Origin of the sequence: Streptantibioticus parmotrematis, assembly GCF_019890615.1 — a bacterium.
Classification (GTDB): Bacteria; Actinomycetota; Actinomycetes; order Streptomycetales; family Streptomycetaceae; genus Streptantibioticus_D; species Streptantibioticus_D parmotrematis.
In genome coordinates this window covers 362026-386895 of the sequence record NZ_JAINVZ010000005.1, presented here as the reverse complement: position 1 = coordinate 386895, position 24870 = coordinate 362026, and the positions used below count along the sequence as shown (strand labels likewise).

General features: G+C 73.4%; 23 protein-coding genes. 7 read left to right on the top strand and 16 right to left on the bottom strand.

The annotated features are described in order from the left end of the window. Window positions 1-57 precede the first annotated feature (57 nt). From lanKC to K7472_RS11105, 4 genes are all read left to right on the top strand, one after another. Complete coding sequence (gene lanKC, locus K7472_RS11120) at window positions 58-2670, top strand: class III lanthionine synthetase LanKC (protein WP_222976717.1); 2613 nt, start codon at window positions 58-60, stop codon at window positions 2668-2670. A gap of 140 nt (window positions 2671-2810) precedes the next feature. After that, window positions 2811-2951 (top strand): class III lanthipeptide, encoded by a 141-nt coding sequence (locus tag K7472_RS11115; protein WP_222976715.1) that lies wholly within the window; start codon window positions 2811-2813, stop codon window positions 2949-2951. A 318-nt stretch (window positions 2952-3269) separates the two neighbouring features. Next, a complete protein-coding gene (locus K7472_RS11110; RefSeq protein ID WP_222976713.1) occupies window positions 3270-5339 on the top strand; it encodes a phosphocholine-specific phospholipase C in 2070 nt (689 codons plus the stop codon). A 110-nt stretch (window positions 5340-5449) separates the two neighbouring features. Continuing rightward, a complete protein-coding gene (locus tag K7472_RS11105; RefSeq protein ID WP_222976711.1) occupies window positions 5450-6601 on the top strand; it encodes a PP2C family protein-serine/threonine phosphatase in 1152 nt (383 codons plus the stop codon). Window positions 6602-6643: 42 nt separating this feature from the next. Here K7472_RS11105 and K7472_RS11100 read toward each other — a convergent pair whose 3' ends face one another. From K7472_RS11100 to K7472_RS11065, 8 genes are all read right to left on the bottom strand, one after another. Beyond that, window positions 6644-7087 carry an ATP-binding protein gene (locus K7472_RS11100; RefSeq protein ID WP_308013857.1) on the bottom strand — a complete coding sequence of 148 codons (444 nt, stop codon included), beginning with the start codon at window positions 7085-7087 and terminating at the stop codon, window positions 6644-6646. Between the two features lie 118 nt (window positions 7088-7205). Further along, window positions 7206-8129 carry a YihY/virulence factor BrkB family protein gene (locus K7472_RS11095; RefSeq protein WP_308013856.1) on the bottom strand — a complete coding sequence of 308 codons (924 nt, stop codon included), beginning with the start codon at window positions 8127-8129 and terminating at the stop codon, window positions 7206-7208. Further along, entirely contained in the window at window positions 8126-9679 is a 1554-nt protein-coding gene (locus tag K7472_RS11090) for a bifunctional phosphatase PAP2/diacylglycerol kinase family protein (protein ID WP_252395385.1), read from the bottom strand. The genes K7472_RS11095 and K7472_RS11090 overlap by 4 nt, the downstream gene beginning before the upstream one ends. 133 nt (window positions 9680-9812) lie before the next feature. Further along, window positions 9813-10151, bottom strand: coding sequence for an STAS domain-containing protein (locus K7472_RS11085; RefSeq protein ID WP_308013855.1), 339 nt, complete (start codon window positions 10149-10151; stop codon window positions 9813-9815). 61 nt (window positions 10152-10212) lie between these two features. Next, window positions 10213-10575 (bottom strand): STAS domain-containing protein, encoded by a 363-nt coding sequence (locus K7472_RS11080; protein ID WP_222976709.1) that lies wholly within the window; start codon window positions 10573-10575, stop codon window positions 10213-10215. After that, a complete protein-coding gene (locus tag K7472_RS11075) occupies window positions 10572-11672 on the bottom strand; it encodes a cobalamin B12-binding domain-containing protein (RefSeq protein WP_222976707.1) in 1101 nt (366 codons plus the stop codon). The genes K7472_RS11080 and K7472_RS11075 overlap by 4 nt, the downstream gene beginning before the upstream one ends. Continuing rightward, window positions 11669-13369 carry a PP2C family protein-serine/threonine phosphatase gene (locus K7472_RS11070; protein ID WP_222976705.1) on the bottom strand — a complete coding sequence of 567 codons (1701 nt, stop codon included), beginning with the start codon at window positions 13367-13369 and terminating at the stop codon, window positions 11669-11671. Before K7472_RS11070 ends, K7472_RS11075 begins: the two co-directional genes overlap by 4 nt. A gap of 329 nt (window positions 13370-13698) precedes the next feature. Then, the gene (locus K7472_RS11065) at window positions 13699-14595 is read right to left on the bottom strand and encodes an SDR family oxidoreductase (RefSeq protein WP_222976703.1); all 897 of its coding nucleotides are present in this window, start codon (window positions 14593-14595) and stop codon (window positions 13699-13701) included. A gap of 139 nt (window positions 14596-14734) precedes the next feature. Here K7472_RS11065 and K7472_RS11060 point away from each other — a divergent pair, with 139 nt between their 5' ends. After that, the gene (locus tag K7472_RS11060; RefSeq protein ID WP_222976701.1) at window positions 14735-15319 is read left to right on the top strand and encodes a TetR/AcrR family transcriptional regulator; all 585 of its coding nucleotides are present in this window, start codon (window positions 14735-14737) and stop codon (window positions 15317-15319) included. A 99-nt stretch (window positions 15320-15418) separates the two neighbouring features. Next, entirely contained in the window at window positions 15419-15616 is a 198-nt protein-coding gene (locus tag K7472_RS11055) for a hypothetical protein (RefSeq protein WP_222976699.1), read from the top strand. 87 nt (window positions 15617-15703) lie between these two features. Here the strand turns inward: K7472_RS11055 and K7472_RS11050 are convergent, their stop codons facing one another. Further along, a complete protein-coding gene (locus tag K7472_RS11050; protein ID WP_222976697.1) occupies window positions 15704-16567 on the bottom strand; it encodes an SDR family oxidoreductase in 864 nt (287 codons plus the stop codon). Window positions 16568-16665: 98 nt separating this feature from the next. Between K7472_RS11050 and K7472_RS11045 the strand changes: the two genes are divergently transcribed. After that, on the top strand, window positions 16666-17442 hold the full coding sequence (locus K7472_RS11045; RefSeq protein ID WP_222976684.1) for a TetR/AcrR family transcriptional regulator: 777 nt from the start codon (window positions 16666-16668) through the stop codon (window positions 17440-17442). Between the two features lie 63 nt (window positions 17443-17505). Here the strand turns inward: K7472_RS11045 and K7472_RS11040 are convergent, their stop codons facing one another. The 7 genes from K7472_RS11040 to K7472_RS11010 form a co-directional block, all read right to left on the bottom strand. Continuing rightward, window positions 17506-18786, bottom strand: coding sequence for an ATP-binding protein (locus K7472_RS11040; protein WP_222976682.1), 1281 nt, complete (start codon window positions 18784-18786; stop codon window positions 17506-17508). A gap of 174 nt (window positions 18787-18960) precedes the next feature. After that, window positions 18961-20454: an NAD(P)/FAD-dependent oxidoreductase gene (locus tag K7472_RS11035; protein WP_222976680.1), complete on the bottom strand. Its 1494-nt coding sequence runs from the start codon at window positions 20452-20454 to the stop codon at window positions 18961-18963. Then, window positions 20441-20827 carry a (2Fe-2S)-binding protein gene (locus K7472_RS11030; RefSeq protein WP_308013854.1) on the bottom strand — a complete coding sequence of 129 codons (387 nt, stop codon included), beginning with the start codon at window positions 20825-20827 and terminating at the stop codon, window positions 20441-20443. Before K7472_RS11030 ends, K7472_RS11035 begins: the two co-directional genes overlap by 14 nt. 131 nt (window positions 20828-20958) lie before the next feature. Then, window positions 20959-22104, bottom strand: coding sequence for an NAD(P)/FAD-dependent oxidoreductase (locus tag K7472_RS11025; protein ID WP_308013853.1), 1146 nt, complete (start codon window positions 22102-22104; stop codon window positions 20959-20961). 41 nt (window positions 22105-22145) lie between these two features. After that, a complete protein-coding gene (locus K7472_RS11020; protein ID WP_308013852.1) occupies window positions 22146-22793 on the bottom strand; it encodes a GntR family transcriptional regulator in 648 nt (215 codons plus the stop codon). A gap of 167 nt (window positions 22794-22960) precedes the next feature. Further along, window positions 22961-23962: a proline racemase family protein gene (locus K7472_RS11015; protein WP_222976672.1), complete on the bottom strand. Its 1002-nt coding sequence runs from the start codon at window positions 23960-23962 to the stop codon at window positions 22961-22963. Then, on the bottom strand, window positions 23959-24858 hold the full coding sequence (locus tag K7472_RS11010; RefSeq protein WP_222976670.1) for a dihydrodipicolinate synthase family protein: 900 nt from the start codon (window positions 24856-24858) through the stop codon (window positions 23959-23961). Before K7472_RS11010 ends, K7472_RS11015 begins: the two co-directional genes overlap by 4 nt. Window positions 24859-24870: the final 12 nt, after the last annotated feature.

Sequence of the window (24870 nt, the reverse complement as noted above, 5' to 3'; positions counted from 1 at the left end):
AGCGGGCCGCCCGGTGCGGGTGGCCCGGGGGCCGCGTCGTTGGGGAGGGCACGCAGGGTGTTCGCGTACTGGCTGACCTTGGCGGACCGGGAGTTCTACGTTCCGGTGGAGCGGGCCCCCGATCCCGGTGAGGGCTACGCGCCGCACGACGTGCCCGCCGGCTGGACCGGTACCCGCGAGGGGGTGTGGGCCTACTGGCGGCCCGACGGCGTGGTCCTGCCCGATCAGGGCTGGAAGGTGCACGTCTCCACCACCCGGGAACGCCTCGCCTTCACCCTGGACACGGTGGCCGCGGCGTGCTTCGCGGAGGGCGTGGTCTTCAAGCACCTCGCGGCGCCGCTGTTCTACGGCGCGTTCCACCACAAGCACGCCTCCCGCGCCCAGGCCGGGAAGTTCTGCGCCCTGTACCCGCCGGACGTCGCCACCGCGCGGCGGCTGATGGAGCGGCTGGCGCGGGAGTTGAAGGGCGAGAGCGGCCCGTACGTCCTGACCGACCGCCGCTTCGGGGACAGCGAGGTCGTCCACTACCGCTACGGCGCCTACCGGTCGCGCAAGCGCGTCCAGGCGGACGGCACGTCGGTGCACCTGGTGCGCGACGGCCACGGCGAGGACCAGGTGGACGTGCGGTCGACCGAGTTCGTTCTGCCGCCCGGGATCGAGGACCCGTTCGCGCCGCCGCCTCAGCCGCACACCGGGCCGGTCCTGCTGGACGGACGCTTCCAGGTGACCGAGGTCATCCGGCACAGCAACGGCGGCGGCACCTACCGGGCCACCGACACCAGCACCGGCGCGCAGGTCTTCGTCAAGGAGGCCCGGCCGCACAACGGGCTGATCGGCGACGGCACCGAGTCCCGCGACCGGCTGCGGCGCGAGTGGCAGATCTTGCGGCGCGTGCACGCCGCGGCGCCGGGCCTGTGCCCCGAGCCGGTCGCCCACTTCACGGTGTGGGACCACGACTTCCTGGTGACCGAGTTCGTGCCCGGCACCGGGTTCCTCAAGTGGGTCGCCGCGAACACCACGGTGGGCTGGCTGGACATGGAGCCCGAGCGGCACGCCGCGTACTTCGCGGACGTCGAACGCGTCCTGTCGCTGCTCGGCGCGGACCTGCGGCGGCTGCACGAGATCGGCCTGCGCTTCGGCGACGTCAGCCACAACAACGTCCTGGTGCAGGGTGACCTCACGGTCCGCCTCATCGACTTCGAGACCGTCACCGAGCGCGACCAGCCGCCCTCGCCGCTCGGCACGCCGGGATACACGCCGCCGCCGAAAGTGGCCGAGTCGGGCGTAGACCCGGACGACTACGGCTTCGCGGGGCTCGCGCTGTGCGCGTTGTTCCCGCTGCACCAGCCGCTGGAACGCGATCCGCGTGGCCGCCTGGAGCTGTACCGCAGGGACGTCGCCCGCGACACGCCCGTGCCCGAGTCGCTGTGGCGGCAGGCGACGCGGCACCACGGCAGGGGCCAGGGCGACCTCGGGCCGTCCGCATACGAACTGCCGACCGCCGCCGACCTCGACGAGCGGCCCGAACAGGCGCTGACCCGGCTGCGGGAGGGCCTGACGGCGGGACTGCTCGCGATGGCCAGACCGGACGGGCCCGACTGGGTCTTCCCGCCCTCACCGCGCGCCTACTCCTTCAACACCCTCTGCGTGGAGCACGGCACCGCCGGTGTGGTGTACGCGCTGCGCCGGTCGGGCACGGACGTACCGGACGCGGTGCTGGACCGGTTGCGGAACGACGCGCTGTCCCGCGTCGGTGAACTGACGCCGGGGTTGCAGACGGGCAGCGCCGGGATCGCGTGGGTGCTGGACGAGTCGGGCCTGCGTGAGGAGGCGGGGCACCTGCTGGGCGCGGCGCTGGCCCATCCGCTGGCCGACGCCTCCGCCCAGCTGGCCACCGGCGCGGCGGGCATCGGCCTGGCCCACCTCGCGCTGCGCGACGGCCACGACGGCGCGCTGGAGGCCGCCGCGCGCATCGGTGACGCGATCCTGCGCGACGACGGCGCCGCGGCGCTGGCGGGCGCGGGCGTGCCGGGGCTCGCGGCGGGGCTGTCGGGTACGGCGCTGTTCCTGCACTCCCTGGGCGCGGTCACCGGCGAGGAGCGCTACACGCGGGCCGCGGTCCGGCTGGTCCACGCCGAGTTGGACAAGGCCACGGGTGACGGGGACGGTCCGGAAGGGCTGCGGTTCAGTGACGGCACGCGCATCATGCCGCACCTGGCGACCGGCGCGGCCGGTGTCGCGACCGCGCTGGGCCGACTGGCCGCCGACGGCGACGAACGCAGCGCGCTGGCGCTCCCCGGGGTGCTGCGGGTGTGCCGTCTGACCTGCTCGATGGAGCCCGGGCTCTACGCGGGCGTGGCGGGCTGGGCGTACGCGCTGGCCGAGCACGCCGAGCTGACCGGGCGGGACGCCGACCGGCGCGCGGCGCTGCGGGTGGCGACCGGGCTGGCCAAGTACGCCGTGCGGCACCCCACCGGGCTGCGCGTCCTCGGCTCGTTGCAGACCCGCTACCAGGCGGACCTGGCCTCCGGCGGCGCGGGCGTGCTGCTGGCTCTGGCCCGGGTGCTGGACGGGCCGACGGCGAGCCTGTTCACCGTCCCGCCGCCGACGGCCCAGGCGCCGTCCGCCGACACGCACCGCGCCGCCGTCGCGGCTGTCGCGGCGGTGTGATCCGGGCCGCTGACGGCCCCTCAGGACCGCCGGTCACGCGCACGGACCCCCGAGGCGCACGTGACCGGCACCCGGCACCCAGCCGGGACGCACCACGGAAACACCACGTCCACCGCATCTCCAACGGAAAGGAAAGCCCGATGAACGCCATCCTGGCTCTGCAGAACCTCCCCGAGACCGTCACCGGCGAGGAGGAGGGCATGGCGATCACCACCATGACCAGCCACATCAGCATCTTCAGCGACTGTTCCAGCGCGCTGGACTGCACCGCCACCCTCTGAGCCCGGCTCCTGGGGCGCCGAGCGACGCACCGGACGGCCGACGCGGGATCGCCCCGCGCCGGCCGTCCGGCTTCGGTCCCGAAGGAGCACATTGACCGTCCCACAGGATCACGCCGACCGTTTCCACGCCGGTCGCCGACCGACGCCTCGGCGGACACCGGGCATTCATGAGGGATTGACACCGTGTCGGCGCTCTCCCCATCATGTGCGCGTCATCTTGCGCGGTCATGACATGAATTCGCGAGTTGTGCGCAGCAGTGCGCACCGCTCGTCATGCCCGCCTCGGGCCGCCCCACCGGACCGTCAGGAGATCCAGCCGTGGCAGACGTGAACCGTCGAAGGTTCCTCCAACTCGCCGGTGGCACCGCCGCCGCGTCCGTGCTCTCCGGCGGCATCGCGAAGGCCGCCGCCATCCGGCCCGCGACCGTCAGCGGCACGATCGACGATGTCCAGCACGTCGTGATCCTCATGCAGGAGAACCGTTCGTTCGACCACTACTTCGGCACGCTGAACGGCGTCCGGGGCTTCGGCGATCCGCGTCCGCTCACCCTGCCCAGCGGCAAGCCGGTGTGGTACCAGGAGGACGACAGCGGCCACACCACGCTGCCGTTCCGCCCGGACGCCGACGCGTTGGGCCTGAAGTTCATCCAGGACCTCGACCACAGCTGGGCCGGCACGCACAGCGCCTGGAACCAGGGCAAGTGGAACAACTGGATCCCGGCCAAGAGCACCACGACGATGGCCTACCTCACCCGGCAGGACATCCCTTACCACTACGCCCTGGCCGACGCGTTCACCATCTGCGACGCCTACCACTGCTCGATGCTCAGCTCCACCGACCCCAACCGCTACTACATGTACACCGGTTACGCGGGCAACGACGGCAGCGGCGGCGGCCCGGTGCTGGGCAACGAGGAGGCCGGCTACTCCTGGACCACCTTCCCGGAGGTCCTCACGAAGGCGGGCGTCTCGTGGAAGGTCTACCAGGACATCGGCACCGGCCTGGACTCCTCGGGCGACTGGGGCTGGACCGACGACGCCTACATCGGCAACTACGGCGACAACTCGCTGCTCTACTTCGACCAGTACCGCAACGCCACCGCGGGCAACCCGCTCTACGACAACGCCCGCACCGGCACCAACGCCTCGGCCGGGGACGGGTACTTCGACCAGCTCAAGGCGGACGTGCTCGGCGGCAAGCTGCCCCAGGTGTCGTGGATCGCGGCGCCCGAGGCGTTCTGCGAGCACCCCAACTGGCCTGCCAACTACGGCGCCTGGTACGTCTCCCAGGTCCTCGACGCGCTCACCGCGGACCCGGACGTGTGGAGCCGCACGGTGCTGTTCCTCACCTACGACGAGAACGACGGCTTCTTCGACCACGTGGTGTCGCCGTTCCCGCCCGCCTCGGCGGCCCAGGGGCTGTCGACGGCGAGCGTGGCCGGTGAGATCTTCGCCGGGAACTCCGGCTACGCGGCGGGGCCTTACGGGCTCGGGCCGCGGGTGCCGATGCTGGTGCTGTCGCCGTGGAGCACCGGCGGCTGGGTGTGCTCGCAGACCTTCGACCACACCTCGATCGTCCAGTTCGTCGAGAAGCGCTTCGGCGTGCGCAACCCCAACGTCTCCGCGTGGCGGCGCGCGATCTGCGGGGACCTGACGGCCGCGCTGGACTTCTCCACGTCCGACGACACCGCGCCCTCACTGCCCGGCACCGGCGCCTACGTGCCGCCGGACCACGACCGGCACGGCGACTACGTGCCCACACCGCCGGCGAACCCCACGCTGCCCGCGCAGGAGCCGGGCAAGCGCAACGCCCGCGCGCTGCCGTACGACCTGGCGGTGGACACCAAGCCGGTCAACGGACGGATGCAGTTCACCTTCGCGAGCCTCGGCGCGGCGGGGGCGGCGTTCCACGTGACCTCCGCGGTGCGCTCCGACGGGCCGTGGCCGTACACCGTCGAGGCGGGCAAGTCGCTCACCGACACCTGGGCGCTGCCCTCGGGCAGCACCTCCCCCTACGACTTCTCCGTCCTCGGGCCCAACGGCTTCCTGCGTCACCTCGCCGGAAAGGTGGGTGCGCTGGGCCCCGAGGTGACCGCCCGCCACGACGCCTCCACCGGCCACGTCACGCTCACGTTCAGCAACCCGGGCAGCGCGTCCGTGACCTTCACCGCCACCGACGCGTACGCCCCGACGAAGTCCTACCGCTACACCGTGGCCGCGGGCGGGTCGCAGACCGTCACCGGGTGGGGCGTGGCCGCGGCCAACCGCTGGTACGACGTGTCCGTGACCCTGAGCAGCGATTCCACCTACGTGCGCCGCTTCGCCGGGCACGTGGAGACGGGCGCGCCCAGCACCAGCGACCCGGCGATCGTCACCACCTCCGGCTGACCCGTTCCCGCGGTGGCCCATCGCGGATCCCGGCGCCTCCTGCGGCCGCCGGGAGCCGCGGTGGGCCGCGGACACATGCGCCGCGGGCACGCATGGGGTACGTATGGGACATGCCGTTGAGGTGGCTGCGCAACCGGGGAGTGCGGGCAGGTGACGCCCTGCTGCTCATCCCCCTGGGGATCATCGCCGCCGTCGTGGCGGCCGACGTGCTGGCTCCGATGGACATCCACCTCGGCCCGCTGCTGATCACGGCCCCGGCCGTGACCGCCTCGTTCGCGGGGCCCAGGACAGTGGCGGTGATGGGGGCGGCCTCCATCGCCGCCCAGGTCGCCATAGGAGTCGCCCGCGACGTGCTGGACACGCGCAACGTCCAGGCCCAGATCGCCGCGCTCGTGGTCATCTCCGCGCTGCTGGTCGTCTTCAGCGTGCTGCGCGAGCGGCACGGGCGGGAGCTGGCGGAGGTCCGGTCGGTGTCGGCGGCCGCGCAGGAGGCCGTCCTGCGTCCGCTGCCGCCCCGCGCGGGCCCGCTGCGCCTCGCCTCGTTCTACCTCGCGGCGCACCGGCAGGCGCAGATCGGCGGCGACCTGTACGCGGCGGTGCGCACCCGCACCGGCACCCGGCTCGTCATCGGCGACGTGATGGGAAAGGGACTGACCGCCATAGGGGACTCGTCCCTGCTGCTGGGCGCCTTCCGGGCGGCGGCGCACCGCGAGGCGAGTCTGGACGAGCTGGTCGGCTATCTGGAGTCCAGCGTCTGCTGGAACCTCAACGATCCCGCCGAGGCCGACCGCCGGGGCGAGGTGTTCATCACCGCGGCCTTCCTCGACGTCCCGGACGACGCGCCGGTGGCCCGGCTGGTCAGCTGCGGTCATCCGCCGCCGGTCCTGCTGCACGACGGGCGGGCCGTGCCGCTCGTCGCGACCGCCACACCTCCGCTGGGGCTGTGCGGCCTGACCTCGCGCGGGCCGGTCGACGTCCTGGAGTTCCCGTTCGGTCCGGGCGACCATCTCGTGCTCTACACCGACGGCATCACCGAGGCGAGGGACGGCACCGGCACGTTCTATCCGCTGACCGAACGACTGGGCACCTGGGCGCCGGACGGTCTGCACTCCCCCAAGGCCTTCGTGCACCGCCTGCGCGACGACGTGCTCGCGTACGTCAACGGGCGGCTCGGCGACGACGCGGCGGCGGTCGTCGTCCAGCGCACCACGCACCAGGACGACAACCGGCCCGGGCCCCCCGCCGGACATGAGGCCACCTGAGCCGCGACCCGCTCCTCGCGTCTCACGGAACGGGCCCCGGGGTCACTCCAGCGGAAGCAGGACGCGGATGTCCTTGCCGCCCTGCGCGGTCGCGGTCAGCGTCACCCGGGTCGCCAGCCGGCAGATCAGCGGCCACCCCAGGCCGCCGCCACCGCTGAGCAGGGCGGCCTGCGCCGAGATGGCGGGCCGGTTCGGCGAGCCGTCCGTGACGACGACCTCCAGCAGGGCGTCGTCGGTGACGCGGGCGCTGAACGCCGTCATGCCACCGCCGTGCCGCAGCGCGTTGGTCACGAGTTCGGAGATCACCAGGAGGGCGTCGGCGTGGGCGCGGGCGGCCACCAGGACCCCGGTGGCGCGTTCGTGGGCGGTCAGCAGCGCGCGTACGTGTGCGCGGGCCTGGGCCGCCGTGCGCGGCGGAGCCGACTCGTCCCCCAGGGTGGACACCCACGGTGACGGGCTGCTGCGTTCCGGACCGACAGCTGTCACCTCACACCACCCCTCGCGTCACTCGCGGTCACCTTACGCCCTCCCGGGATCCGTGTGCGCCCCTTTCCCGAAGCCCGCGGCGCCCGCCGGTAGAGCGGGCCCCGGCCCTCCCCGACCGTCAGCCCGCCAGGGAACGCCATGCCGCGCCACGCCCGGCGCCCGCCCTGGCCAGTTCCGCGTTGAACAGCGCCCCGAGCAGCAGGGCGAGGTTGGACAGCCACAGCCAGATCAGGAAGAGCACGAATCCTGCCAGAGAACCGTACAGCCGGTGGTACGTGGTCACGTGGGCGGCATAGAGGCTGAAGCCGAACGAGACGACCAGCAGCAGCGCCACCGCGAGTGTGCCGCCCGGCGCCATCCGCCGCACCGGGCGGGAGTCGCGCGGACCGGAGCGGTAGAGGACGAGCACCAGCACCACCGCGATGCCCAGCATCGCCGGCCAGCGCAGCGCGGCCCACGCCGCCATCGGTGCCTGGCCGATGTGCAGCAGGCGGCCCAGCACCCGCGCCAGGCCGCCGGTCAGCAGCAGGGCGACGGCGCTGCCGAGCAGCAGGGCCAGCAGGGCGAAGGCGGTCAGCAGGATGCGCACCGCGGTCTGCCGCACGGGACGGGCCGCGCTCTGGTGGTGGATCGCGTGCAGCGCCCGGCGGAAGACGGCGAGGTAACTGGAGCCGGACCACAGGGAGCTGACACCTCCCACTCCCACGAGCACCCAGGCGGTGGAGCGTTGCTGCGTGAGCTGGTCCAGCACCGCGCTCACCAGTCCGCGCGACTGGGCCGGGAAAAGGCCGGTGACCTGCCGGACCACGTCGGGCGTCGCGTGCGGCATGGACAGCCCGATGACGGAGACGACGACCAGCATGACCGGGAAGAGCGCGAGGACCGCGTAGTACGTGAGGGACGCCGCCCAGTCGGTCACGTTGTCGTTCCACGCCGTGACGGGGGTGCGGCGCAGCGCCGCCCACCAGGTGCGGCCGGTCCGCGCGGACGGCATCCGGACGCGGCGGCCGCCGTGCCGCGTCACGGCGTCCAGGGCGTTCACCGCGCACCTCCGGTGGTACGCGCGCGCCGTTCGGCCGGGGGCCCGGGTGGACGGTAGACGACGAGTGGTTCCGGGGCCTTCGTGAGCGTCGTGTGCTCCGGCGCCGTCGTCACCTCGCCGTCGTAGGCCAGGTGCGTGCCGCGCGGGATGCCGCTGACGCGCAGGGACGTGGCGGTGCGGGCCCGGTAGAACGGCGAGCGGTGCAGCGCCCCGGTGAGCGCGGCGGCCAGCAGCCTGGTCCTGGCGAACGTGCCGCCTTCCACGACGCGCACGTCGAGCCGTCCGTCGGCCAGGTCCCGGCGGTGCGAGGGGGCCAGGCCCGCGCCCGGGTACGCGCAGTTGCCCGCGAAGAGCAGCCAGACCTCCCGCTGCCGGCCGTCGATCACCAGGGGAACGGGCCGGGAGGTGCGCAGGACGTGCGCGGCGGCGAGCAGACCGGCGGGCCAGCTGCCCACCCGGCGCGCCCAGCGTTCCCGCAGTCGCACCAGCTCCGGGTAGGCGCCGATGCTGAAGGTGTTGAGGTACGGGACGGCCGTGCCGTCGGATCCGGTGAAGCGCGCGACGTCGATGTGTGCCGCCTGTCCCGCGCACACCGCGGCGACTGTCTGCGCCAGGCTCTGCACGCCCAGGTCGGCGGCGAGGTGGTTGTAGGTGCCGCCGGGGAAGACCGCGAGCGGCACGCCGCAGCGCGCGGCGGCGGCCGCGGCGCGGTTCACGCTGCCGTCGCCGCCCCACACCCCGAGCGCACCGCCGCGTTCCGCCGCCTGCCGGGCCGCCTTCTCCACGAGCGTGCCGAAGTCGTCGTCCTCGGTGGCGTCCACCACCTCGGCCTTCGGCAGTGCGGAACGCAGGCAGTCGGCGGGCGAGGTGAGGACGGCCGGGACGCCGGAGGCGTGGTTGACGACGACGGTGAGCCCGTCGCCGTCGGCCAGGGCGGGCGCGTCGGCGGCCGGGGGCGCCACCCTGCGCGGAACGGGAAAGGCGCGCCGCACGACGAGCGCGGCGGCCACGCCGACGGCCGCCCCGGCGAGCACGTCGCTGGGGTAGTGCACCCCGGTGTAGACGCGGGAGAACGCCACGGACGCGGCGACCGGGGCGATCAGCACCCCCCATCGCGGCTCCTCCAGGGCCACGCCGAACGCGAACGCGGCGGCGGACGCGGCGTGGCCGGAGGGGAAGGAGGTGGTGGCGGGCTGGCGGCGCAGCCTGCGCACGGCGGGCACGTCGGTCAGCGCGGGCCGGGCGCGGCGCACCGACCACTTGGCCATGGTGTTGACGACCGTGGAGGCGACGGCGAGGGATCCGGCGCCGCGCAGCGCGGCGCGGCGTCCGGTGCGGCCCGACAGAGCGGCGACACCCACGGCGGTGCCGAGCCACAGCACACCGTGGTTGGCGCTGCGGCTCAGCCGTGGCAGCACCTGTTCCGCACCGGGCCAGCGGCGTCGCGCCACTTCCCGGAAGGCCTGCCGGTCCAGCCGCCCGAGTCGCTCCGGCAAGCTCCCGCACCCCGCGACCAGCCGGGCCGCCGTCTCCCTCGTCCTGCGTCTCATGACGCACGGTTACCCGGTGGCGGCCCCTCAATGCGTTTCGTGACGCGACCGACGGCCAGGAAGCCCCGCGGCGGCTCGACCGCCCACTCAACTCATCAGGGCGCACGAGGTGTTGGGATCAGTGAGGCCTTGCTCACGCCTCGCCGATCGAGGGGGCCAGGGTGAAGAAGGAGTCGGTCCCGGTGACTTCGAGCAACCGCTGCACGACCGGGGTGAACGGCCCGGCGATCAGCAGCCGTCGCCCGGCCTGGCGGTGACGGCGTTGGGCGTCGAGCAGCAGGTGCAGGAACATGGAGTCGGCGAACTCCGTGCGCGAGACGTCCACCACGGTGCGGTCGGCGTCCGCGGTGAGCGCCTGGTCCAGCGCCGTCCCGAACGCCTCGCAGCAGTCCGCGTCGATCTCCCCCACCACACGGACCACGAACCGCCCGTCGGCGATTCCCCCGCTCACCACATCCATTTCGCCACTCACGATGGTCCATCCTTCCACGCCCGGCACGTCGGCGCCGGGCGTGACGCCGCGTCGGCGGCGTTCAGCTGTTGTCGAGGGGGACCCGGGTGCCGGTCGCGTCGGCGCGGGCCGCGGTGAGGTGGCCCAGGACGCCTGTGAGCCGCAGCAGGCGGTCGAACGCGTCGGATCTGTTGTCCAGGTGCAGACGGGTCCCGTCGGCCGCGGCCCGCCTGTGCAGGAGCAGCAGGCAGGACAGGCCCATCGAGTCGCAGAAGGCCAACTCGGCGCAGTCCAGTCGGAGTTCGCGACATCCGGGAAGGTGGCGGGTGGCGGTGTCGAGGAGTTCGTCGCAGGTCTCGTAGTCCAGGTCGCCGTGGACGTGCAGCGTCGTCGTTCCTGGCTGCGGCCGGCGGACGGTGACGCTGAAGGGGCTGAGCTCGGTCATACGGCGTCCTGCGATCCGGAGGTGGCGGGGGCGGGGGCGGCGGTGGTGAGGGCCCGGCGGGCGCGTTCGACGTGGTGGCCGGCCCTGGGGAAGTCGCGCAGTTGACCGCCCAGCAGGTCCAGTGTGGGGCGCAGCACGGTGGCGGGTACGCCGCGCGCGGTGAGGATCGACGCCATCCACGTGATGAACCGGGTGAACAACTCCGGGTCGTCGGTGTAGAGGGAGGCCGCGAGGAAGTCGACGAGGTGGGCGATGTCCTCGGCGGTGTGGTGGCGTTGCTCCTCGGTGTAGGCGCGCAGGGCCGGTATGCGGTCCTCCAGGTCCACCATGGTCTGCTTCACCAGTTGCCGTGCGGTGCCCACGACCATGGTGAACTCCTGGTCGCCCAGGTGCGGGAGGTCCTCGATGGCCTGCCGTGCGGTCTCCATCCCGGTGGGCGGCAGGCCCCGCTCGAGGATACCGGCGGCCTCACGGGCGTCGGGGGCCCAGGCGTCGGCGCCGAACTGGCGTGCGTAGCGGCCGTCGGGCCCGAACGCGGCGCCGCCGACCAGGACGGGGACGCCGGTGGCCTGGCAGGCGCTGATCGCCGCGTGCGCGACCGGCAGCCGGGTGGGGATCGACGAGGAGAGCGCGACGGCGAGGGGACCGGTGCGGTGCACGTGGCGTATCAGGTGCGGGGTGGGGACCTGGGCGCCGAGGAAGTCGACGCGCCAGCCGCGCAGGTGCAGCACCTCGGCGAGCAGCCGGGCGGGCAACGCGTGCCATTCCTGGTCCACGCAGGCCACCGTCACCCGGCCCCGCCGTCCGGGGTCCTCGACGCGGGCCGCCGGGTGGTGCAGCACGGCGGTGATGACGCGGTCGTTGACGGCGGAGGCGGCGTGCTCCTGGGCGACGCTGACGCGGTTGGCGGCCCATTCGACGCCCACCTTCGCCTGGACCTTGGCGATGACGTCGAGCAGCACGACTTCCGCGTCGAGTCCGCCGTCCAGCAGGGGGAACACCACGTCGCAGGCACCGTGTGCGTCGCCGTCCAGCACGGCCCGCCACATCGCCCGCCGGACGGCGGGCAGGTCGACGGTGGTGGGTGGCGCGGTCATGCGGTGTACCTGCCTCTCGTGTGGCCGTCGACCGCGCTCAGGTGGGCGTGGCGGGGCGCGGTGATGGCGACCACGGCCATGTCGTCGTGCCGGTGGGAGTCCACCCAGGAGGTCGCGAGCATCTGGACGCGTTCGACGACGGCCTCGGCGGGCAGTCCCGCGCACTCGCCCAGGGCCCTTCGCAGCCGGGCCTCGCCGAACATCTCCTCCCCCAGGGGCCCGCCGCGTGCCTCGGTGATGCCGTCGGTGAACATCAGGCACGTCTCGCCCGGTTGCAGCACCGTCTCGGCGGTGGAGGCCCGCACGGTGGGCAGCGCGCCGACCAGGGTGCCGTGCGTGGCGGCGGTCTCCACCCGCCCGTCGGCCCGTACGAGCAGCGGCGGCGGGTGCCCCGCGCTGGTCAGCCGCAGCAGGACCTGGCCGCCGTCGCGGCGTACGGAGGCCAGCGCGAGGGTCGCGAATCGGGCGTGCTCGGTGGTCAGGAGCGCGCCGTTGAGGAGGTTCAGCAGGCGTTCGTGGTCGTCGGCGAGGGGCAGCAGCGCGTGCAGGGTGTTGCGGATCTTGCCCGTCAGCACGGCCGCGTCCAGGCCCTTGCCGCACACGTCGCCGATCACCGCGAGGGTCTCGGCGGACGCGTCGCCCCCGGCGTGGACGTCGAAGAAGTCGCCGCCGACGCGTTCGTGCGCGGCGGCGGCCCGGTAGCCGCCGGCGAACTCGACGCCGTTCACCTGCGTCAGCGTGGGCGGCAGCAGTTCGCGGGTGAGCGTGGCGGTGATCGCCGCCTGCTCGCCGTACATGCGGGCTGCCGACAGGGCGGCCCCGGCGCGGGCGGCGAAGAGCCGGGCGAAGACCTCCTCGCTCTGGGAGAACCTCGCGTGGTCGCCGTGCCGCAGCAGGACGAGCGCTCCCGCCGACACGCCGTGACCGGGCAGCGGTGTCACCACGACCGATCCGACCGGCCCGGTGAAGCCCTCGGCGGACGCCCAGTCGGGCAGGGCGGCGGGATCGATCCACCGCGAGGGCACCGGCGGGAAGCCTTCCAGGGCTTCGCGCAGGCCGGGAACGATGTCGGGCTCGGCGCGCACCAGCCGCCGGGTCACCGGGTGCCCGGTGGCGCAGGAGGTGACCGTCAGGCTCCTGCCGTCCGGCGGGCCGACGACGATCGCCGCGTCGGCGAGGTGCTGGACGGCGAGGCGCGCGGTCGCCTCGGTGCAGCGCTCCAGGTTCAGCGAGGCCAGCAGGGTGTTCGACGCCTCGGCGAGCAGGGAGGTGCGTCGGCGTTCTTCGGCCAGGGTCGCCTCGGCGAGGCGGACGTCGGTGGTCTCCACCAGCCACCACACCACGTCGCCGTCGCCGCGCCGGGTGGCATGGGCGCCGAAGCTGCGGTCACCGACCATGCCCTCCACCGGCTCCCCGGTCCCGGCGCGGGGGCCGGGGAGGGCGGCGGGCACGTCGTCGCGGTCGCCGGTGGGTGTCGTCAGGCGGGCGTGACTCGCGGCGAGCCAGCCGGGGACCGTGTCGTCCAGCGGTGCGCCGGGGCGCAGGCGGGGCAGCAGCGTGAGAGCGGCGTCGTTGGACTCGACGACCGCGCCCGCCCTGTCGGCGACGACGACCGGGTAGGGCGCCTCGGCCCACGTCGCGGAACGACGTGGGCGGGTACGCCCCGGATCTGCCGGCGTCCGCTCAGATCCGGGCACTGGCCGCTGGCCTCCACCGCACCGGTCAACCGCCTTCCGTAGGACGTGGATCGTTGTCTTCCAGCAACCATCCCTTCTTCACACGGGTCTGGCAAGCAGCATCCCGCACCCGCGCCGCGCCTCCGACGAGGGCGGAACGCCCAGACGCGGCCGTTCCGGGGGTCAGGAGCGACCGCGCGGCGGGGACGGATCTCTCACCCCTTCTCCACGCGATACCCACGACGCCTCCGCGAGCGGCGGCGGTGTGTCAACCGGCCGCCGGCGCTGCGGCCTTCACCGAAGGCCGGACGCGCCGGGCCGTCCTGCCACGGCGCGCCCGTGCCCCGCCGTCAGCGCGCCGCGTACGCCCCCGCGGCGATGTCCTCGATGAGGCCCGGGCCGGTCGGGGTCCAGCCGAGGAGCCGCTGCGTCTCGATCGAGGTCGCCGCGAGGTCCATGGTGAAGAAGGCGCTGATCCATCCGAAGTGGTCCTCGGCGTCGGCGGGGTCGACCGAGGTCACCGGCAGGTCGAAGGCGCGGCCGATCGCCTCGGCGATGTCGCGGGTGGTGACGCCCTCTTCCGCGACGGCGTGCAGCCGGGCCCCGGCGGGCGCCTTCTCCAGGCCGAGGGCGACCATGCGGGCGGCGTCGGTCCGGTGCACGGCGGCCCAGCGGTTGGTCCCGTCACCGGGGTAGCCGGAGACGCCCCTGCGGCGGGCCGCCTCGGCGATGACCGCGATGAAGCCGTGGTCACCGGTGCCGTGCACGGTCGGCGCGAACCGCAGGCTCACCGGGCGCACGCCCCGGTCGGCGAACTCCAGCGCGAGGTTCTCGCTGCCGCCGCGCGGGGACTGCGGGCCGTGGAACGGGGACGGGTCGGCCTCGGTACAGGGCCTGCCCTGGGCGAGCCCGGCGACGCCGGACGCGAGCAGGAAGGGGCGGCCGGAGCCCTCGAGGGCGTCGCCGATGGTCTGGACGGCGGCGCGTTCGGCCGCGTTGCTCACGGCCTGGTTCGCGAAGTCGTGCTTGTTGGCGAGGTGGACGACGGCCTCCGCCTCCTCGGCGCCGGCCCGGATGCCGTCCAGGTCGTCGAGGTCGCCGCGGCGCACCCGGACCCCCCTGGCCTGGAGCGCGTCCGCGGACGCCTGCGACCTGGCCAGCCCGGTGACCTCGTGTCCCGCGGCGAGCAGCTCGCCGACGACCGCGGTGCCGATCCAGCCGGAGGCTCCGGTGACGAATACACGCATGACAAGACCTCTTTTCGGCGCCGCGCACGCAGGCGCCCGTTCGAAGCGATCACTAACGGCTGATGTCTGTCACTGACATCAACCTTGAGGCCTACCCTACGCCTACACGTCAGTCCCTGTCATCACTACACTCGTCGGCATGGTGCGTTGGGAACCGGGGACTCCGGAGCGGCTGCAAAGGGCGGCACTCGAGCTGTTCGCCACCCGTGGCTACGAACAGACGACCGCTACGGAGATCGCGCGGTCCGTGGGACTGACCGAGCGCACGTTCTTCCGGCACTTCACCGACAAGCGCGAGGTCCTCTTCCACGGCCAGCACGTCCTGCGGGAGGCGTTTCTCACCGGCGTGGAGTCCGCTCCGGCCGACGCCTCCCCGATCGACGTCGTGGCCTGTGCCCTGCGGTCCGCCTCGGCGTTCTTCACCGACGAACGCCGTCCGCACTCGCGCACCCGGCAGTCGGTGATCGACCGCAATCCCGCGCTCCAGGAGCGCGAGTCGCACAAACTCGGCAGCCTCGCCGCCGCCATCGCGGGATCCCTGCGGGCGCGCGGCGTCGACGAGCTGTCCGCGACGCTGGCGGCGAAGACGGGCATGACCGTGTTCGGCACGGCGTTCACCCTGTGGATCGGCGAGGGCGAGGAACGGTCCCTGGCGGACATCGCCGACGAGGTGCTGCGGAAGTTGCTGGAGCTGGTCGGCCGCACCTCGCCCGCCGGGTCGTGACCGCCCGCGAACCTTCCTGTGCGGCTCACGGAGTCCGGGACTAGCGTGGAGGGACACCGCCATCCCGGTGATGGCCCCGGCCGAATTCAGGTGATCGACATGACGGATTCAGCGGACGAGGAGACGTCCACAGCCAGGGGCGGGCCGGCCCGCTTCCGCACGGGCGCGGAACGGCCCTTCGACCCGGAGGACCTGGTGATGGCGTCCGGTCGGGACGTCACACCCGAGCGGATCGAGCAGGCACGACGGCTGATCGAGGAGAAGGGCGCGGCCGCGCTGGAGCGGTACCTTCCCTGACCGCCTCCCGCCCCTGGACGTGCCGCCGACCCGAGGGAGCGGGCGGGTGGTCCGCCCCGCACCCTGGGGCGGCCCGGTCTTCGTGGGTCAGCCGGCGGACAGGTGCTCGCGCAGCACCGCCTCCGTACTGACGGGCTCACGGCCGAGCAGGGTGGCGAGGGTCGGGTCGACGGTGGCGAACTCGCCGGCGCGGCTCGCGGAAAAGATGCCGAGCAGCTGATCCGACAATTCGGCGGGAACGCCCTGCCCGATCATCTGCTCCCGGTACTGGTCGTCAGGGACCGTGACCCTCGTGATGGTCCGGCCCGTCAGCTTCGCCGCGATCGCGGCGATCTCCTCGAAGTCCAGCGTCCCACCTCCCGTCAGCGGCGGTGTGGGTCCCTCGAAACGGCCCTCATCGGCCAGGATGGCGGCCGTCGCCTCGGCGAGGTCGGCGTGCGCGGTCCAGGCGACCGGCCCGTCGGCGGGCAGCGCGAGCCTGCCCGACTCCACCGCGTGGCCGAGGAAGTGCGCCGCGCTGGTGGCGTAGAAGCCGTTGCGCAGCGCGGTGAACGGCACACCGCTGGCGCGCAGCGCCTCCTCTGTGGCGGCGTGGTCACGGCAGGCCTGGAAGTGCGACGTCGCGCCGGCTCCCATCTGGCTGGTGTAGAGGATGCGGCGGGCACCCGCCGCGACGGCCGCGTCGATCGCCGTGCGGTGCTGCCGCACGCACTCGTCGCCCATGACGTCGACGGAGACGACGAGTACCTGCGAGGCGCCCTCGAAGGCGTGTGCGAGGCCGGCGGGGTCGGTGAAGCTGCCTCGACGCACCCGCACCCCCTGGTCGGCCAGGCCCTGCGCCTTCTGCGGGTCCCGGACGCTGACGCCGACCCGGTCCGCCGGCACGCGGGTGAGCAACCGCTCGACGACCCGACGCCCCAGCTGTCCGGTGGCTCCGGTAACGATGATCATGATGCGCTCCATTGTCGCGATAACGTGGTTCCGTTGGAAACATTTTCACGGTACCACTGATATTAACGACGGAATCAAGAACGCGATAGCATTGATTCATGCCAGCACGTTCACGCAGCGGGGACGACGCCACCGCCTCCACACCCAGCGCCCCTGCGCCCAGCGCCTCTCCGTCCGCCGCCGCGTCTTCGGGCCGGGAGCAGACCCGGCAGCGGGTCGTCGAGGCCGCCATCGGTCTGCTGACGCGCGGTGGTCGCGACGCGGTCACCACCCGCGCGGTCGCCGACGCGGCGGGCCTGCAACCGCCGGCCATCTACCGGCTCTTCGGCGACAAAGACGGCCTGCTCAACGCCGTGGTCGAGCACGGCTTCGCCGCGTTCCTCGCCACCAAGCACGTCGATCCCGAACCCGAGGACCCCATCGAGGACCTCAGGGCGGGCTGGGACGTCGCGATCGAGTTCGGTCTGGCCAATCCCGCGTTGTTCACGCTGATGTACACCGAGCCCACCCGGACCGGCTCGGCCGCCTTCAAGGCCGGCATGGAGATCCTCAGGGGCCGCATCCGGCGCCTCGCCGCCGGTGGATGGCTCCGCGTCGACGAGGAACTCGCCGCCCAGATCATCAACGCCACGGCGCGCGGCGCGGTGCTCACCTGGCTGTCCCTGCCCCGGGAGCGGCGTGATCCGGCCCTGTTGACCACCCTTCGCGAATCCATGGTCGCCGCTGTCACCAACCGGCGGCCGGCCGTGGAGGACTCGGGTCCGGCCGGCGCCGCCCGCGCCCTGCGCGCCGCGCTGCCGGAGCAGACAAGCCTCAGCGCCGCCGAGCGGCATCTGCTGACGGAGTGGCTGAACCGCCTCGCCGCCGATGGTTGATCCGGGGACGGTCCAGGCGCGACGGCTCGGCCCGGACCCGGGTCGCCCGGCGGGCCGCCGCGGTCAGAGGCGTTCGTACTGGTCGATGTCCTCGCGGAACTCCGTGATCGCCTGGGCGGTCAGGGTGGGACGGGTGTCGGCGATGGCGGCCAGGTAGTCGTCGGTGGAGGCCGGCGTGCCCCGGCGCTCCACCACCTCGCGTTCGAACGCGGTGTGGGCGCCCTTGCGGGCCGCGAACTCGATGTCGGCAGGCGTGAACATCTCGCTCGCGGCGACCAGGCGCGCCACCTCCACGTCGTCTGCGGCCGGGCCGAGGTAGCGCCGCCAGATCGCCTCACGCGCGACCCGGTCGGGCGGGCCGACCGGGATCACGTAGTCGAACCTGCCGGGCCGCAGGAACGCCGGATCCAGCGACCGCACGGAGTTCGTCGCACAGATCAGCAGCCGGTCGTCGTGGTCGCGGAATCCGGGGATCAGCTTGAGCAGTTCGTTGGTGACACCGTGCCCGGGGTCGACGGCCTGCCCGGAGCGCACGCCCGCGATCTCCTCGACCTCGTCGATGAAGAGCAGCACCGACTCCAGGTTGGCCAGGTCGGTGAACGCGTCCCGCAGCGACGCGGCGAGGCCGCCCCCGGTGTCCGCGGCCAGCCGGGAGGGGAACAGCTCCACGAAGGGCCAGCCGAGCCGAGAGGCGACGGCCTTGGCGAAGCTGGTCTTGCCGGTACCCGGCGGACCGAAGAGGATCACCGCCTTGGGCGGGGTGAGCCCGTAGCGGTCGGCCAGCGCGGGTTCCGCCAGCGGAAGGACGATCCGGCGTTCGATGGCGTCCTTCTCGCGTTCCATCCCGGCCAGCGCGCTCCACAGTCCGCGCGGGAGCACCCTGCCGCCGATCTCCGCCAGCAGGCCGGCGTCGCTGGCGCCGAGGTGTTCGGCCTTCTCGTAGAAGAGCAGGCCGTCGCGTGCGCGGTAGCCGGAGTTCTCCAGGGCCTTGGCGCCGGTCGCGCCGGGGGCGAGGAGCGCGCTGATGCGGCGGACCCCGTTGCCCCGCAGGCGCCGTTCGACCTCGGCGATCAGCTGGCTGCCGATGCCACGGTTGCGCCACATCGCCGCGAGCGCCACCAACGTGATCCAGCCCCGCTCACCCTTGCTCTGGGCCACCGCCATGCCGACCAGCTCGTCGCCCACGACGGCGACTACGGCGGGTTCGCCGCTCCGGGCCGCGGCCATGACCTCGGAGACGGGGAAGACGGGCACCGTCTCGTCCGCCTGACGGTCCTGGTCCCACATCTGGATGGCCTGGTCCAGGTCGTCGTCGTGGAACTCGCGCAGTCGCCACGTCGGCATCGGTCACCACCTCTGGGGGACGGGCCTCTGGGGGACGGCCGTCGCTCCGTCCCACCATTCTCGGTGCCGGACGGCCGCCCGTCGAACGCGCGGGCACGTGGCGTTCCGCGTCGCCACCGCCGACTCGTGGGGAGCCGACACGGGCTGGAACGGTTCGAGTGGATCGGCGGGCGGTCAGGACCAGGGGGCCGTCCGCGGCGCGGTGCGGTCGTCCGACGCGGCGAGTTCGGCGAGGGTCACCGGCGCGGCGAGCGGGCGCTTGCCGAAGGCCGACAGCGCCTCGGCGGTGGAGGGGTGTCCGGTGAGGTGCCGCGTGATCAGCGCGGTGGCGAATCCGCACACCCGCCCCTGGCACATTCCCATCCCGGGCCGGGCCAGCATCTTGACGGTGCGCGGGTCCTCGGCGCCGAGTTCCCGCACCGCGTGGCAGACGGCCGCGAACGGCACCTCCTCGCACCGGCACACCACGGTGTCCCCCGCCAGCCAGGCGGTCCATCCGGCGGGGACCGGGCAGGCGGCGTGCAGGGCCTCGGCGAAGCGGCGTCCGCGACGCACCCCGGAGCGCAGCCGCGCCGCCCGGCGGGAACGCGACGGCCCAGCGTCGACGCCGTCACCTGTCCGCCCGGCACGGCCCAGGTCCGCGGTCACCGCGAGCCCGCTCAGCAGTCCCTCGCGCACCGCCTGCGTCGCGCCCGCGATCCCGGTGGTCTCCCCCGCCGCGTACAGACCCGGCACGGTGGTGCGTTGCCCGTCGTCCACGCGGACGACCAGCGAGCCGTCGCCGTCCAGCCTCGTGGCAGCACCGAGCGTCAGCAGGAGGTCCAGCGACGGCGTGAAACCCCACCCGAGGGCGACCAGGTCGGCCGGCACCGTGGTGCGTGTCGCTTCCCGGGGGCGGCCGTCGTGGTCGAGTGCGGTGAGATCGACGGCCCGTACGCTGTCGTCGCCGTGCACCCGGGTGACGGCCGTCCTGGTGCGGTACGGGACGCGGTGGCGGGCCAGCGCGGCCGCGTATCGGACGGCTTCGACCGCCTTGGCGGGTTCGCCCAGTGCCGCGAGCGGCCGTCGCAGCCATCCGCGTACGGGGGCGTTCGCCTCGCAGACGGCGACCACACGCGCGCCCGCTTCGGCCAATCCTGCCGCGACGGCGACCAGGAACGGCCCGGTGCCCGCGACCACCACGCGTTGTCCGGGTACCGTACCGTACTCCTTGAGCAGCGCCTGCGCACCGCCCGCCGCCATCACCCCCGGCAGATCCCATCCCGGCACCGGCAACTGGCGGTCGTACCCGCCCGTGCACACGATGAGGCGGCGCGCGCTGACGCGCTCGACGGCGTCGTCGTGTGGGAAGTCATGCACCGGGCGCAGCCGCAGGACGAACCCGTCGTCGTGACGACCGGCCTGCCACACCTGGTGGCCGCACACCAACCGCACGCCGTGGCGTCCGAGGCCCGCGCGCAACGTGCTGAACGTGCCCCGCCCGTGCGTTCCCGGTGCGGGTCCCTCGGCACCGGGCCCGTGACGCCAGTACTGGCCGCCGGGGCGGGCCCCGGCATCCACGACCACGACGTCGAGCCCCGCGGCGGCGGCCTCGCCCGCCGCGGCGAGCCCGGCGGGACCGGCGCCGACAACGGCAACGTCCGCGGTGAGAACGTCACTTGACCGCATCGCCGCTCCCTCCGCCGTGACCCGTCTCCCGCGAGCCCACGGCGGCGTCCGGCCGAACGCCATCATCCGGCCCCGTCCCTCTGTCGTCCTCCGGACACCGGCCGTCCTCCAGCCGCATGCCATCGCGCACCGCCACGAGGCAGGCGCGCTGGTCCGGGTGGCCGTCGACGGTGATCAGGCAGTCGTAGCAGACGCCGATCCCGCAGAACAGCCCGCGAGGCCCGCCCGCCCTGCGTGTGCTGCGCCATGACGTGATGCCCTCGCGCACCAGCGCGGCGGCGACGCTGAGGCCCGGCTGTGCGGTGAGGGTCCTGCCGCCGAAGTGCACGCGGCACACCTCGGCGTCGGTCCGGTCGTCCGGCTCGTGGGGCACGGTGCTCCTCCTCGATCGTGTCCTGTCGCTGTCCCGGCCGTGTCCTGTCGCTGTCCCGGCGGGTCGCCATGGCATCGGCTCGCCGTTACGGCGCGTCGCTCTCCCGGCCGGTCGCCATCGCATCGGGCGCGTCATGGGACGGGTGGCGCGGTGGCGAAGCGGTCAGGGGCGAAAGGCGTGAGGTCGAGTTCGGTGTCGCGGCCGGTCATCCCCTGCGCGAGCAGCTTGCCGGTGGCCACCGACAGCCCGATCCCCGCGCCTTCGTGCCCGCAGGCGTGCCACAGACCGGGGGCACGCGGGTCGGGTCCGATCACGGGGAGGTGGTCGGGGCAGTACGGGCGGAAGCCGAAGTAGGTGCGCAGGGCCAACGCCGAGGCCAGACGCGGGAAGAGCGCGACGGCCTTGCGCGCCAGCGTGGCAGGGACCTCGGGCGGGATCGTACGGTCGAATCCCACGCGTTCCCTGGACGAGCCGATCAGCACGGTGCCGGCGGGGGTGGACTCGACGACCGGCGAGGTCTGGAGCGCCGCGTCGGAGCTGGCCACGTCACCGACGTACTCCGCCGCGTAGACCTTGTGCCGCACCAGCGGTGGCAACGGCTGCGTGACCAGCACGACACCCCTGCGGGGCAGGACGGGCACGGGCGCTCCGGCGAGTTCGGAGACGGCGCCGGCCCAGGGGCCTGCCGCGTTGACCACCATGGCCGCGCCGATGTCGCCCCGGGTCGTCCGCACACCGGTGACGGTGTCCCCGTGGCGCAGGAATCCCGTGACCTCGGCTCCGGTCGTCACCGTCGCACCGCTGCTGCGGCTCAGCCGCAGCAGGTGGGCGACTACGAGCATCGGCTGTACCTGGGCGTCCTGCGGGTAGTGGGCGCCGCCCGCCAACTCGAGTGCCAGGTACGGCTCATGGGCGGGCAGCTCCCCTGCCGTCACGTCGGTGACCTCGACGCCGTGGGCGCGCTGGCGCCGGGTGAGTCCGGCCAGCGCCGCCACGGCCGGTGGCGTCGCGCCGACGACGAGGCCGCCCTTGGCCTCGAACTCCCAGAGCGCGGCGTGCTCGGCGAGGTCCTCGCGCCACACCCGCTGGGCCAGCAGCGCGAGATCGAGTTCCGGGCCCGGCTCCTTGTCGGAGACCAGGATGTTGCCCTCTCCCGCGCTCGACGTGCCCCCGGCGATCGGACCACGGTCCACCACCGCCACCCGCAGCCCTTCCCGCGAGGCGAAGAAGGCGACGGCCGCCCCGACCGCACCGGCGCCGATGACCACCACGTCCACCGTAACGCCCGTACGTAGCACTGGCGTTGACCCGGACCGCGTCACGAACCCGCCGCCCACAGCGTGCGCACGTGACCGATGTGACGATGCATCAGCAGTTCCGCCGCCACCGCGTCCCTCGACTCCACGAAGTCCAGCAGGTGGTGGTGCTCGTTGGCCGACTCCACCAGGCGGCCCGACTCGACCAGCGGCGCCAGGCCCAGCAGCCGCGTCTGCGCCCGCAGCCCCGAGACCACGTCCAGCAGTCGGCCGTTGTCGGCGTAGCCCAGCAGGGTCAGGTGGAAGACACGGTCCGCCTCGATGTAGCCGACCAGGTCACCCAGTTCGGCGGCGGTCACGATGTCCTGGGCGAGCCGCCGCAACCTGGGGAGGTCCGCCTCCGGCACCCGTGGCACGGCCGATCGCACCGAGGGCGGCTCCAGCAGCAGCCTCAGCTCGGAGACCTCGTCCAGCGCCTTGGGCGAGACCTCGGTGACCAGGTAGCCCTTGTTGGGCTGGACGACGGCCAGGCCTTCCGCGATCAGGTCGATCATGGCCTCGCGCACCGGCGTCGCCGACACCCCGAACCGCTCGGCCAGCGCCGGGGCCGAGTAGACGGTGCCGGGGGCGAGTTCGCCGGAGACGACGGCGGCCCGCAACGCGTTCCTCACCCGGTCGCGCAGAATGCCCTTCTTACGTGCGGTCGGCACGCGTGGCCCGGTCGCTTCGGCACGGGGGCGCCCTGCCTCGGCTGTTTCGTGCTGCATGCGGCTCCTGTTCGCGATGTGCTGTTCTTTCGTTTCGGCCTGCGCGGGGCTTCCGTTCCTTCGCTTCGCGCTGCGCGGATCTTCTGTCGCTATGCGCGGGTCTTCTGTCGCTAGAGGACGAAGCCCGCCGGGAACGGGTCGTCGGGGTCCAGGGTGAACTGCGCCGTCCCGGTGATCCAGGCGCGCCCGGTGATGGTGGGCGACACCGCGGGCCGCCCGGCCACCGTGGTCTCGCCGACCAGTCGGCCGACGAAGCGCGTGCCGATGAACGACTCGTTCACGAAGTCGGTCTCCAGCGGCAGTTCACCGCGGGCGTGCAGTTGCGCCATGCGTGCGCTGGTCCCCGTACCGCAGGGTGAGCGGTCGAACCAGCCGGGGTGGATCGCCATCGCGTGGCGTGAGTGGCGGGCGGTGGAGCCGGGGGCGGCGAGGTAGACGTGATGGCATCCGCGGATGTCGGGGCGGTTTGGGTGCACCGGTTCGGCCGAGTCGTTGATCGCCTCCATGATGCCGAGCCCGGCCGACAGCAGCCGCCCCTGCGACCGGCGGTCGAACGGCAGGCCGTGTTCCGCCGTGTCCACGATGGCGTAGAAGTTGCCGCCGTAGGCCAGGTCGTACCGCACCTCGCCGAGGCCCGGCACCTTCACCGTGCGGTCCAGCGCGTGCGCGAAGGACGGCACGTTGCGCAAGGTGACCGTGCGGGCCGCGCCGTCCTCGACGGCGACCCGCGCCTCGACGAGTCCGGCGGGGGTGTCGAGCCGGACGACGGTGACCGGCTCGCGCACCTCGACCATGCCGGTCTCGACCAGCACCGTTGCCACCCCGATCGTGCCGTGGCCGCACATCGGCAGGACGCCGGAGACCTCGATGAACAGCACGCCCCAGTCGGCGTCCGGCGTGGTGGGCGGCTGGAGTACGGCGCCGCTCATGGCCGAGTGGCCCCGTGGCTCGTGCATCAGGAGGGTGCGCAGGTGGTCGCTGTGCTCCATGAACCAGGTGCGGCGCTCGGCCATCGTGGCTCCGGGCAGCACCCCGACTCCGCCGACCACGACCCGGGTCGGCATGCCCTCGGTGTGGGATTCGACGGTGTGGAAGGTACGCCGTGACCTCACTTGTACCCCTGGGCGACGGCGGCCTCGGTCGCCCGCGCGATGCGGTCCGCGGTCTCGGGACGCAGGGGGAGGCGCGGCGGTCGGCACGGCCCTCCGCGGAGTCCCACGAGGTCCATGGAGAGTTTGATCGCCTGGACGAACTCGACCTTGGAATCCCATCGCAGCAACGGGTGCAGATCCCGGTAGAGCGGCAGTGCGGCCTCGACGTCCCCCGAGGTCGCGAGCCGGAACAGTTCCAGGCAGCTTTCCGGGAACGCGTTGGGGTATCCCGAGATCCAGCCGACCGCACCCGCGATCGCCAGCTCCAGCACCACGTCGTCGGCCCCGGCCAACAGGTCCAGTTCCGGGGCGAGTTCGCGTAGTTCGTACGCCCGGCGCACGTCGCCGCTGAACTCCTTCACCGCGACGATCAGCCCCTCGCCATACAGCTCGGCCAGCAGCGGTGGCGTGAGGTCGACCTTGGTGTCGTGGGGGTTGTTGTACGCGACGACCGGCAGGCCGGCCTTCGCCACCTCGCGGTAGTGCGCCACGACGGTTTCCCGGTCGGCCGCGTAGGCGTTCGGCGGCAGCAGGAGCACCGAAGCGGCTCCGGCCTCGGCGGCCTGCTCGGCCCACCGTCGGCTCTCCCGTGCCCCGTAGGCGGCCACTCCGGGCATCACGCCGAAGCCCGGGGGCGCCGCGTCCACGGCGACGCGCACCGTACGGGCCCGCTCGTCGGCGGTGAGCGTCTGGTACTCCCCCAGCGAGCCGTTGGGACACACTCCGGAGCACCCGCGATCGGCCAGGAAGCGCACGTGCTCGGCGTACGCGTTCTCGTCCACGGTCAGGTCGTCGCGCAGTGGCAGTGGCGTCGCGACGTACACACCACGCCAGGGGCGTTCAGATGTCGCACTCAACTCGGGCCTCCT

Bases quoted from the DNA above. Each gene is read 5' to 3' on its own strand.
- K7472_RS11055 (WP_222976699.1), top strand. From the start codon at position 15,419: ATGACGGATTCAGCGGACGAGGAGACGTCCACAGCCAGGGGCGGGCCG.
- K7472_RS11090 (WP_252395385.1), bottom strand. From the start codon at position 9,679: ATGAGACGCAGGACGAGGGAGACGGCGGCCCGGCTGGTCGCGGGGTGC.
- K7472_RS11040 (WP_222976682.1), bottom strand. From the start codon at position 18,786: ATGCCGACGTGGCGACTGCGCGAGTTCCACGACGACGACCTGGACCAG.
- K7472_RS11105 (WP_222976711.1), top strand. From the start codon at position 5,450: ATGCCGTTGAGGTGGCTGCGCAACCGGGGAGTGCGGGCAGGTGACGCC.
- K7472_RS11065 (WP_222976703.1), bottom strand. From the start codon at position 14,595: ATGCGTGTATTCGTCACCGGAGCCTCCGGCTGGATCGGCACCGCGGTC.
- K7472_RS11075 (WP_222976707.1), bottom strand. From the start codon at position 11,672: ATGACCGCGCCACCCACCACCGTCGACCTGCCCGCCGTCCGGCGGGCG.
- K7472_RS11060 (WP_222976701.1), top strand. From the start codon at position 14,735: ATGGTGCGTTGGGAACCGGGGACTCCGGAGCGGCTGCAAAGGGCGGCA.
- K7472_RS11045 (WP_222976684.1), top strand. From the start codon at position 16,666: ATGCCAGCACGTTCACGCAGCGGGGACGACGCCACCGCCTCCACACCC.
- K7472_RS11080 (WP_222976709.1), bottom strand. From the start codon at position 10,575: ATGACCGAGCTCAGCCCCTTCAGCGTCACCGTCCGCCGGCCGCAGCCA.
- K7472_RS11115 (WP_222976715.1), top strand. From the start codon at position 2,811: ATGAACGCCATCCTGGCTCTGCAGAACCTCCCCGAGACCGTCACCGGC.
- K7472_RS11050 (WP_222976697.1), bottom strand. From the start codon at position 16,567: ATGATCATCGTTACCGGAGCCACCGGACAGCTGGGGCGTCGGGTCGTC.
- K7472_RS11035 (WP_222976680.1), bottom strand. From the start codon at position 20,454: ATGCGGTCAAGTGACGTTCTCACCGCGGACGTTGCCGTTGTCGGCGCC.